The sequence below is a fragment of the Leclercia sp. LSNIH8 genome (assembly GCF_002920195.1).
Lineage (GTDB): Bacteria > Pseudomonadota > Gammaproteobacteria > Enterobacterales > Enterobacteriaceae > Enterobacter.
Map to the genome: position 1 here is coordinate 16048 of NZ_PQJY01000019.1, position 10262 is coordinate 26309.

Below are 10262 nucleotides of genomic sequence, written 5' to 3' on the forward strand. Positions count from 1 at the left end.
CGATGTATCGTATTGGTGAGCTTGCTAAGCTGGCTGAGGTTACCCCTGATACTATTCGTTATTACGAAAAGCAGCAGATGATGGAGCATGAGATTCGCACTGAAGGGGGCTTCCGGCTTTATACCGACAGGGATCTTCAGCGCCTTAAGTTTATTCGTCATGCGCGACAGCTAGGATTTACCCTGGAATCGATCCGCGAGCTACTGTCGATCCGTATCGATCCCGAGCATCACACCTGCCAGGAATCAAAAAGTATTGTGCAGGCGAGATTGAGTGAAGTCGAGGCGCGCATCGAAGAGCTTCAAACCATGCGGCTCTCTTTACAGCGGTTAAACGATGCCTGTTGCGGTACTGCACATAGCAGCGTTTACTGTTCTATTCTGGAAACCCTTGAACAAGGGGCGAATGGCGAGTCTCGTGGATGTTGATTTTATTGTCAGCACCTTCTACACTCGCGTCGATATTTTGAACACTGGAGAAAGTATGAGCCATTATCAACACAAGAAAGGTCAGATCAACAACAATGCCATTGAGGCGTTACTGCATGATCCTTTATTCAGACAGCGGATCGAGAAGAACAAGAAAGGGAAAGGAAGTTATCTGCGCAAAACTAAACATGCAAAACGGGGTAACTGGGAGGCCAGTGGCAAGCAAGCGAATCGCTTTCTTACCACTGGCCTTCTTGCTTTGAGTGGCTTACAAAGTGCGGTTGTTCTGCGCTTTCAGTAAGTCACGAATTTCAGTAAGCAGCACTTCTTCTTTCGATGGGGCTGGCGGCGCAGCCGGTTCTTCTTTTTTCTTACGGTTTAATTTGTTGATGAGCTTAATGGCCATAAAGATGGCAAAAGCAACAATCATGAAATCAAATACGTTTTGAATAAACACGCCATAGTGCATTACCACTGCAGGGACATCACCTTGCGCTTCCCGCAGCGTTATGGCGAATTGCTTGAAATCTATTCCGCCAATTAAAAGGCCCAGTGGTGGCATGATGATATCCGCAACCAGTGATGAAACGATCTTGCCAAACGCCGCACCAATAATCACACCCACAGCCAAATCCACTACGTTTCCGCGCATCGCAAATTCGCGAAATTCTTTAATAAAACTCATTTTGTTCTCCTTGTGCCAGCTGACAAATACAAGTCTAACAAATCATTAGCGGATTGCCATTGAAGAGAGACGTACGTCACAGAAATATAACCCTTACATATTATTGGGTTAAAAAGAAAAGGTGCTGAATACAGCACCTTTGCAAGCGTCAGAGGAAGAAAGGACTTGGCTGGAATAAGCGCTCGACGTCGGTAATAAACTTTTTGTCTGTCAGGAACATAATAACGTGATCGCCCTGCTCAATGCGTAGATTGTCATTAGCGATCATGACATCGTTACCCCGCACCACTGCACCAATGATAGTGCCCGGCGGGAGCTTAATCTCATCGATGGTACGCCCAACCACACGGGACGTGCTTTCGTCGCCATGCGCCACGGCTTCGATAGCTTCTGCCACTCCACGACGGAGGGAAGAAACGCCCACGATATCCGCTTTTCGCACGTGACTCAGCAGGGCAGAGATAGTGGCCTGTTGCGGCGAAATCGCAATATCGATAACGCTTCCCTGCACCAGATCGACATAGGCTTTGCGCTGGATAAGCACCATAACCTTTTTCGCACCCATCCGTTTTGCCAGCATCGCTGACATGATGTTGGCTTCGTCGTCGTTGGTAACCGCAATGAAAAGATCAACCTGATCGATATGCTCTTCGGCAAGCAGTTCCTGATCCGACGCATCGCCATAAAAAACGATCGTATTTTGCAGTTTTTCTGCCAGTTCAGCGGCGCGCTGTTGATCCCGTTCGATCAATTTCACGCTGTAATCTTTTTCCAGCTGCCGGGCCAGGCCGGCGCCGATATTACCGCCCCCGACAAGCATGATGCGCTTATAGGGTTTTTCCAGTCGCTGAAGCTCGCTCATTACCGCGCGGATGTGCTGTGACGCGGCGATAAAGAAAACCTCGTCACCGGCTTCGACAATGGTAGAGCCTTGGGGACGAATAGGGCGGTCATGACGGAAAATCGCGGCGACGCGCGTATCGATGTGCGGCATATGTTCGCGCATCGTAGAAAGTGCGTTACCGATCAGCGGGCCGCCATAGTAGGCTTTCACCACCGCAAGACTGACCTTGCCCTCTGCGAAATTCACTACCTGCAGTGCGCCCGGGTATTCAATCAGGCGATAAATACTGTCGATAACTAGCTGTTCCGGCGCGATTAAGTGGTCGATTGGCACCGCATCGGACTGAAACAACTTATCGGCGTCACGAACGTAATCCGGCGAACGTATACGCGCGATTCGGTTTGGGGTATTAAATAACGAATAGGCCACCTGACAGGCCACCATATTCGTTTCATCAGAACTGGTGACAGCAACCAGCATGTCTGCGTCGTCCGCTCCGGCTTCACGCAACACGCGTGGGTGAGAGCCATGCCCCTGAACCACGCGCAGATCGAATTTATCCTGCAGGCCGCGCAGACGATCGCCATTGGTATCAACGATAGTGATGTCGTTATTCTCACCGACCAGGTTTTCTGCCAGCGTACCGCCTACCTGCCCCGCGCCCAGAATGATTATCTTCATATCTTGTGACCCGTTATCAACATCACTCTTTGATTAGCTTAGCGTAAAAGAAACCGTCGCCTTCTTCTGCCCCTGGCAGGTTTTGTTTGCCGGGCAGTTCTGGTGTGCCGGTTAAATGCAGGCGGGCATCAGGTGTGCGCTTCAGGAACGCGGCGATCTGCTGGCTATTCTCTTCCGGCAGAACAGAACAGGTGGCATAAACCAGCGTCCCGCCTGTTTTCAGATGCGGCCAGATAGCGTCGAGGATCTCTGACTGCAACTGTGCCAGTTCGTTGATATCCCGGTCGCGGCGCAACCATTTGATATCCGGATGGCGGCGGATAACGCCGGTCGCTGAGCAAGGGGCATCCAGTAAAATGCGATCGAACTGCTCATCCCCGCACCACTGCCCAGGGGTACGCCCGTCACCCTGCTTAACCTCCGCCTTCATACCCAGACGTTTGAGATTATCGTAGACACGCGAAAGACGCTGTTCGTCAACGTCGACAGCCATCACGTTCGCCTGTGGTGCGACTTCCAGAATATGTGTCGTTTTACCGCCTGGCGCGGCGCAAAGATCGAGGATCCGCTCGCCATTCTGCGGCTCAAGCCAGGTCATGCAACCCTGAGCTGAAGCGTCCTGAACGGTAACCCAGCCCTGTTCAAAGCCAGGCAGAGCATGTACCGGTGCAGGGGCCGCCAGGCGCACTGCATCGCTGTATTCAGGATGAGGGAACCCGGTCATCCCGGCCTCTTCCAGTAGTGCCAGCCAGCCATCCCGGGTGTGGTGATTGCGGTTAACGCGTAGCCACATAGGTGGACGCTGGTTATTGGCATTAATTAGCGCTTCCCACTGCTCAGGATAGGCTTTTTGCAGACGCTTTAATAACCAGTCAGGATGCAGGAAACGTTTTTCCGTGCGAGCAAACTCAGCCAGTAATTCATCTTGCTGACGTTGGAACTGTCGCAACACGCCGTTGATCAACCCTTTCAGCTGCGGACGTTTTACCGCAACCGCGCCTTCTACGGTCTCTGCCAGTGCGGCATGAGGTGGAATGCGGGTATGCAGCAGCTGATAGAAGCCGACCATGATCAGGTAGTGAATGACGCGTTGCTTGCCCGCCATCGGGCGCGCCATAAGTTTTCCGATCAGCCACTCCATCTGGGGTAACGTGCGCAGAACACCAAAGCACAACTCCTGAAGCAGCGACTTATCTTTATCAGAAACCTTTTGCTGTAACGGTGGCAGGACATTGCTCAGGGACTGACCCTGCTCGACCACTTGCTCAATCGCCTGTGCTGCCAGGCTGCGTAAATTTTGTTTTTTCATAACCGCAAAAATAAAAATGCCCGGAAACACCGGGCCTTAATTTGAGATGATCTCAGGCGAGACTGTTGCCAGGGGTAAACCATTCACGGCGGGAGTTAAGAAGGTCCTGCGCGCTCATGGCTTTTTTACCTGCTGGTTGTAAGGATTCCAGATTAAGGATCCCTTCAACTGTCGCGACCTGAATACCCTGTTTACTGGCTTCAATGATTGTTCCAGGTGCAGCGTGAGTTTGGCCATCAATCACGGAGGCCTTCCATACCTTCACCGGCTGTCCGTCTATCTCAAGCCAGCTCATTGGCCATGGATTGAAAGCCCGAATGCAGCGTTCAAGCTGAGCAGCAGGGAGAGTCCAGTCGAGGCGGGCCTCTTCTTTGCTGAGCTTTTCAGCATGGGTCACTAATGCTTCGTCCTGAACTTCTGGTTGAGCCCGATTCTCTGCAAGCTGTTGCAGTGTATCAATCAGCCCTTTTGGCCCAAGCTCTGCCAGTTTGTCATACAGGGTGGCACTGGTATCTTCGGCGGTAATAGGACAAGAGAGCTTATGCAGCATATCGCCAGTATCCAGCCCTACGTCCATTTGCATAATCGTCACGCCAGTATCGGCATCGCCAGCCCACAACGAACGCTGGACCGGCGCTGCACCACGCCAGCGTGGGAGAAGTGAACCGTGGACATTAATGCAACCCAGACGCGGCATATCAAGCACCGCTTTCGGCAGGATGAGGCCATACGCCACAACCACCATGACATCTGCATTTAACTGCGCAACCAGCTGCTGATTTTCCTGCGGCCGTAACGAAGCAGGCTGAAAGACCGGTAAACCGTGCTCTTCAGCCAGGACTTTAACCGGGCTCGGCATCAATTTTTTACCACGGCCTGCCGGACGATCGGGCTGAGTAAACACGCCAACAACCTTATGACCAGACGACAACAGCGCGTCGAGATGACGCGCTGCGAAGTCAGGTGTTCCTGCAAAGATGATACGTAGTGATGTAGACACGTTATTCCTTGTATCCGGGGTCACATTAAGCGCGAGCGCGCATGCGATCCAGTTTCTCTACTTTCTGACGAATACGCTGCTGCTTCAGTGGAGAGAGATAATCGATAAACAGTTTACCGACCAGATGATCCATCTCATGCTGAATGCAGATGGCCAGCAGATCATCCGCTTCCAGTTCGAACGGCTTACCGTCGCGATCAAGCGCGCGGATTTTGACCTTTTCTGCACGCGGTACCAGTGCTCGCTGCTCAGGGATAGAGAGGCAGCCTTCTTCGATACCGGTTTCACCGCTTTTTTCCAGAAGCTCCGGATTGATTAATACCAGGCGCTCGTCGCGGTTCTCAGAAACGTCGATCACAATGATGCGCTGGTGAATATCCACCTGAGTCGCCGCGAGACCGATGCCTTCTTCGGCGTACATCGTATCGAACATATCATCAATGATACGTTGAGTTTCTGCATTCACTTCTTTAACCGGCTCGGCGACTTTGCGAAGGCGCTCGTCCGGAATATGTAACACTTGCAAAACTGCCATATATTTCCAGAGTCGTATTCAGGAGTTGATAAGAATATAACCTCTATTCTAGACAAAACCCCCTCTGATTGACAGCATCAGTGACCAATCGCAAAGATTGCTATAGCGGCTTCTGGCAGGGGAAAGGATGACATCCACAGAGATTTGGCTACGCCTGATAAGCACGGGAGAAATGTACGGCGACAAAATGGTGGCGATAGCGCAGCAGCTGCAGCGCGAACCCCATATTGATGGTGCTCTGCTGGTGGAAAGGGGGCTCACCCACAGGCAAAAGGAGAAGTTTTTATCGTTTTCACTGCGGGAACTCGACCGCAGTATGGCCTGGCTGGCCGGACAGGACCATCATCTGATATGTGCGGATAATGCCCTCTATCCGGACCAGCTTCGCGCTATTGCCGATTACCCTGGGGCTTTGTTTGTTAAGGGGGACCCATCGGTGCTGTCGAGTCTGCAACTTGCCGTGGTCGGCAGCCGTTCTCACTCCTGGTATGGAGAGCGTTGGGGAAAAGTGCTTTGTGAGCAGCTAGCCCAGGCGGGCCTGACGATTACCAGCGGACTGGCCTGCGGCATCGATGGTATAGCGCATCGCGCTGCGCTCAACGTTAAAGGCAAAAGCGTCGCGGTGCTGGGCAACGGTCTGGCGGATGTCTATCCCCGCCGCCATTCGTCGCTGGCCATGCATCTTGTTGAAAGCGGTGGTGCAGTGATCTCTGAGTTTTCACTCGCGACACCTCCCTGGCCGGGGAATTTCCCGCGACGTAACCGCATCATTAGCGGCCTCAGTCAGGGGGTGTTCGTTATCGAAGCGATGATAAGAAGCGGTTCTCTAGTTACCGCCAAATGCGCCCTTGAGCAGGGGCGTGAGGTCTTTGCATTACCGGGAGCCATTGGCAACCCGGGGAGTGAAGGTCCTCACTGGTTAATAAAGCAAGGGGCGACTCCCGTGACAACGGCAGAAGATATTCTGGAAACGTTGCAAAACGGACTGAGCTGGCTGCCAGAGGATCCCAAAAATTGGCTTTATTCTTCAGATCAGGACCAGGTAGCATTGCCATTTCCTGAGCTCCTGGCTAACGTAGGAGATGAGGTAACACCTGTTGACGTTGTCGCTGAACGTGCCGGCCAACCTGTGCCAGTAACGGTAGCACAGCTACTCGAACTGGAGTTAGCAGGATGGATCGCAGCTGTACCCGGCGGCTATGTCCGATTAAGGAGGGCAAGCCATGTTCGACGTACTCATGTATTTGTTTGAGACTTACATCCATAACGAAGCTGAAGCACGCGTGGATCAGGACAAACTCACACGCGATCTCACCGATGCAGGTTTCGAACGGGAAGATATCTACAACGCGTTAATATGGCTGGAAAAACTGGCTGATTATCAGGAAGGCCTTGCCGAACCGATGCAGTTAGTTTCCGATCCACTGTCTGTACGCATCTATACGGCTGAAGAGTGTGAAAGGCTGGATGCCAGTTGCCGGGGATTTATCTTATTCCTTGAGCAGATTCAGGTGCTGAACCTCGAAACACGAGAAATGGTGATAGAGCGCGTCATGGCGCTGGATACCGCAGAATTTGAGTTGGAGGACCTGAAGTGGGTCATCCTGATGGTTCTGTTCAATATTCCAGGGTGTGAAAATGCCTATCAGCAAATGGAAGAATTACTCTTTGAAGTGAATGAAGGTATGCTGCACTAATTCATTGTGCAGCACCAAGAGTTGTTATGGCCAAATCAGCACTATTTACGGTGCGTAAACATGAGTCCTGCCCGCAGTGTGGGGCAGAACTTGTTATCCGGTCCGGTAAACACGGGCCGTTTCTCGGTTGTTCACACTATCCAGAATGTGATTATGTCCGTCCCCTGAAAAACCATGCGGACGGGCATATTGTTAAGATTCTGGAGGGACAAGCCTGCCCGCAATGCGGCGGCGATCTGGCGCTGCGCCAGGGGCGTTTTGGCATGTTTATCGGCTGCAGTCGCTATCCCGAATGTCATCACACCGAACAAATCGATAAACCTGATGAAACAGCCGTAGCCTGCCCGCAATGCGGCAGCGGTCATCTCGTGCAACGCCGTTCACGCTATGGTAAGACATTCCACTCCTGCGATCGTTATCCTGAATGTCAGTTTGTTACCAATTTCAAACCGGTGGCGGGCAGCTGCCCTGAGTGCCATTACCCGCTACTTATCGAGAAAAAAACGGCGCAAGGTATGAAGCGCTTCTGCGCCAGTAAACAATGTGGAAAGCCGGTTTCGGCGGAATAAAAAAGTGAAGAATAACCTGCAGTCAGGCTCCGTTGCGCATGCAGTGGACGTGCTGAAAAATGAAGAAGTCATCGCCTATCCAACAGAAGCGGTTTTTGGGGTGGGATGTGATCCCGACAGCGAAGTAGCCGTAACACGTCTCTTAACGCTTAAACAGCGCCCGGTAGAAAAAGGCCTGATTCTCATCGCCGCCAGTTTTGAACAGCTTAAACCTTATATAGATGATTCCATGTTGACGTCAGCGCAGCGTGAAACCATTTTCTCCTCCTGGCCAGGGCCGGTAACGTTTGTGTTTCCGGCGCTGCCGACAACGCCTCGATGGCTGACGGGGCGTTTTGACTCCCTTGCTGTTCGCGTGACGGACCATCCATTAGTTATCGAGCTATGTAATCGCTTTGGTAAACCGCTGGTCTCTACCAGCGCCAATCTGACGGGATTGCCTCCTTGCCGCACTGCAGAAGAGGTGTCAGCGCAGTTTGGCAGTGAGTTCCCGGTGGTCATCGGTGAAACCAGTGGTCGCCTGAACCCGTCAGAAATTCGTGATGCTTTGACCGGCGAACTTTTTCGCCAGGGGTAATCAGATGGAAGCGTACGCCGTTTTTGGTAATCCAGTTGCGCATAGCAAATCGCCGTTTATTCACCAACAGTTCGCACAGCAGTTGCATATCGATCACCCTTATGGCCGTGTGCTTGCACCCGTTGATGCCTTTGTGACGACGCTGGATGCTTTTTTCGCTGGTGGCGGAAAAGGGGCGAATGTCACCGTACCTTTTAAAGAAGAGGCATTCGGGCGCGCCGATGAGTTAACCGAGCGCGCCTCTCTTGCGGGAGCTGTGAATACGCTCAAGCGGCTTGAAGATGGCCGAATTCTGGGAGACAACACTGATGGCATTGGCCTGCTGAGCGATCTGGAACGTCTGTCATTTATCAAACCTGGCGCGCGTATTCTTTTGATTGGCGCGGGCGGCGCGGCGCGAGGTGTGATTTTACCTCTGCTCTCCCTGGATTGCGCAGTAACCATTACGAATCGTACCTACTCCCGGGCAGAAGAGTTGGCCGCTTTGTTTGCCCACACTGGCAGCATTCATGCGGTCGCCATGGACGCATTGAACGGCCATGAGTTTGATCTGATCGTTAATGCGACCTCAAGCGGCATTGGCGGCGATGTTCCCGCCATTCCGGCGTCATTGATCAATGGACAGGTTAATTGCTATGACATGTTCTATCAGAAAGGCAAAACACCTTTTCTGAGCTGGTGTGAACGGCAAGGCGCAAAACATGTGGCTGATGGACTGGGGATGCTGGTGGGGCAGGCCGCGCATGCGGTGATGCTCTGGCACGGCGTGCTGCCGGAAGTGGAGCCGGTCATTGAAAAACTCAAACTGGAGCTATCGGCATGAACCAGGCGATCCAGTTCCCGGATCGAGAAAGCTGGGATGAAGATAAACAGGCAGTCTGTTTTCCCGCGCTGGTAAATGGCATGCAAATGATGTGTGCCATTGAAGCAGGGACGCTGGCGCGTCGTTTTGGTGACGGCCTGCCAATTGAGATGTTTCGTGAACATCGCTGGGATCTGGAAGAAGAAGCCAGCGATGCGATCCGCAAGGGTGACGAGGACGATCAAGGGTGGTTCTGGCTTTCCTGATCCAGATAGTCATTCTTCCATTTAACGTAGTTATTGGCTGAGTACTTTAACCCTTCTATTTCCGCTTCCTTCAGGGGGCGGATCTGTTTAACCGGACTCCCTAAATAGAGAAAGCCGCTCTCGAGCCGCTTGTTTTGCGGAACCAGGCTACCAGCACCAATCATTACGTCATCTTCTACTACCACACCATCCAGCAAAATCGATCCCATGCCGACCAGAACGCGATTGCCGATCGTGCAGCCGTGCAACATTACTTTATGACCGACAGTGACCTCCTCACCAACGATCAGGGGATTACCTTCAGGGTTATAAGAAGATTTATGGGTGACATGCAGCACGCTGCCATCCTGAATATTGGTACGGGCGCCGATGGCGACGTAATTCACATCTCCACGGATGGCAACCAGCGGCCAGATACTGACATCATCACCCAGCCGGACATCGCCAATGACCACGCTACTGCTGTCGATCATGACGCGATCGCCTTGTTTTGGGAAAAGATCTTTATAGGGACGGAGTACTGCAGACATATCAACCTCGACTGATGTGCATTCTTTTGATGACTTTGATCCTAATACGTAGCTTGATCAAGGGCCAATTACGTCATTATTTGAGCATATCGGATGGGATTTCAGCGGAAAGAACGAAAAAAGAACAGTCAGAAGAAAAGATCAAAAAAATACTTGTGCTAAAAACTGGGATCCCTATAATGCGCCTCCATCGACACGGCAGATGTGAATCACTTCACACTAACAGCCGGGCCGGTTGAGGAGAAAAGCGAAAATAATCGCTTGACTCTGAAAGAGGAAAGCGTAATATACGCCACCTCGCAACGGTGAGCGAAAGCCGCGTTGCACTGCTCTTGCACT

General features: G+C 52.0%; 14 protein-coding genes. 8 read left to right on the plus strand and 6 right to left on the minus strand.

Annotated features, from left to right (window positions below; translation table 11 throughout):
- Positions 1-2: 2 nt before the first annotated feature.
- The gene (zntR, locus tag C3406_RS25135) at positions 3-428 is read left to right on the plus strand and encodes a Zn(2+)-responsive transcriptional regulator (protein WP_103825482.1); all 426 of its coding nucleotides are present in this window, start codon (positions 3-5) and stop codon (positions 426-428) included.
- Positions 429-483: 55 nt separating this feature from the next.
- Positions 484-729 carry an alternative ribosome-rescue factor A gene (locus C3406_RS25140; RefSeq protein ID WP_103825492.1) on the plus strand — a complete coding sequence of 82 codons (246 nt, stop codon included), beginning with the start codon at positions 484-486 and terminating at the stop codon, positions 727-729.
- Here C3406_RS25140 and mscL read toward each other — a convergent pair.
- The 5 genes from mscL to def form a co-directional block, all read right to left on the minus strand.
- Positions 697-1113 carry a large-conductance mechanosensitive channel protein MscL gene (mscL, locus tag C3406_RS25145; protein WP_103177261.1) on the minus strand — a complete coding sequence of 139 codons (417 nt, stop codon included), beginning with the start codon at positions 1111-1113 and terminating at the stop codon, positions 697-699. The two genes, C3406_RS25140 and mscL, sit on opposite strands and share 33 nt — an antisense overlap.
- A gap of 148 nt (positions 1114-1261) precedes the next feature.
- Positions 1262-2638: a Trk system potassium transporter TrkA gene (gene trkA / locus C3406_RS25150; protein ID WP_103177260.1), complete on the minus strand. Its 1377-nt coding sequence runs from the start codon at positions 2636-2638 to the stop codon at positions 1262-1264.
- 22 nt (positions 2639-2660) lie between these two features.
- Complete coding sequence (gene rsmB / locus C3406_RS25155; protein ID WP_103825493.1) at positions 2661-3947, minus strand: 16S rRNA (cytosine(967)-C(5))-methyltransferase RsmB; 1287 nt, start codon at positions 3945-3947, stop codon at positions 2661-2663.
- 52 nt (positions 3948-3999) lie between these two features.
- A complete protein-coding gene (gene fmt / locus C3406_RS25160; protein ID WP_103825483.1) occupies positions 4000-4947 on the minus strand; it encodes a methionyl-tRNA formyltransferase in 948 nt (315 codons plus the stop codon).
- Positions 4948-4972: 25 nt separating this feature from the next.
- Complete coding sequence (gene def / locus C3406_RS25165) at positions 4973-5482, minus strand: peptide deformylase (protein WP_103825484.1); 510 nt, start codon at positions 5480-5482, stop codon at positions 4973-4975.
- Between the two features lie 127 nt (positions 5483-5609).
- Here def and dprA point away from each other — a divergent pair, with 127 nt between their 5' ends.
- Genes dprA through C3406_RS25195 form a run of 6 tightly spaced genes read left to right on the plus strand, consistent with a single transcriptional unit; the run spans position 5610 to position 9393 of the window.
- Positions 5610-6734, plus strand: a complete 1125-nt coding sequence (gene dprA / locus C3406_RS25170; protein WP_103826558.1) for a DNA-protecting protein DprA — start codon at positions 5610-5612, stop codon at positions 6732-6734.
- Positions 6706-7179 carry a DUF494 family protein Smg gene (smg, locus tag C3406_RS25175; RefSeq protein ID WP_039032055.1) on the plus strand — a complete coding sequence of 158 codons (474 nt, stop codon included), beginning with the start codon at positions 6706-6708 and terminating at the stop codon, positions 7177-7179. The genes dprA and smg overlap by 29 nt, the downstream gene beginning before the upstream one ends.
- Before the next feature lie 26 nt (positions 7180-7205).
- A complete protein-coding gene (locus C3406_RS25180) occupies positions 7206-7748 on the plus strand; it encodes a DNA topoisomerase family protein (protein WP_103826559.1) in 543 nt (180 codons plus the stop codon).
- 4 nt (positions 7749-7752) lie between these two features.
- Positions 7753-8325, plus strand: coding sequence for an L-threonylcarbamoyladenylate synthase type 1 TsaC (tsaC, locus tag C3406_RS25185; protein ID WP_103825486.1), 573 nt, complete (start codon positions 7753-7755; stop codon positions 8323-8325).
- Between the two features lie 4 nt (positions 8326-8329).
- On the plus strand, positions 8330-9148 hold the full coding sequence (aroE, locus tag C3406_RS25190; protein WP_103825487.1) for a shikimate dehydrogenase: 819 nt from the start codon (positions 8330-8332) through the stop codon (positions 9146-9148).
- On the plus strand, positions 9145-9393 hold the full coding sequence (locus C3406_RS25195) for a DUF1488 family protein (RefSeq protein ID WP_103825488.1): 249 nt from the start codon (positions 9145-9147) through the stop codon (positions 9391-9393). The genes aroE and C3406_RS25195 overlap by 4 nt, the downstream gene beginning before the upstream one ends.
- Here C3406_RS25195 and C3406_RS25200 read toward each other — a convergent pair.
- Positions 9369-9923: a gamma carbonic anhydrase family protein gene (locus C3406_RS25200; protein WP_103825489.1), complete on the minus strand. Its 555-nt coding sequence runs from the start codon at positions 9921-9923 to the stop codon at positions 9369-9371. The two genes, C3406_RS25195 and C3406_RS25200, sit on opposite strands and share 25 nt — an antisense overlap.
- Positions 9924-10262: the final 339 nt, after the last annotated feature.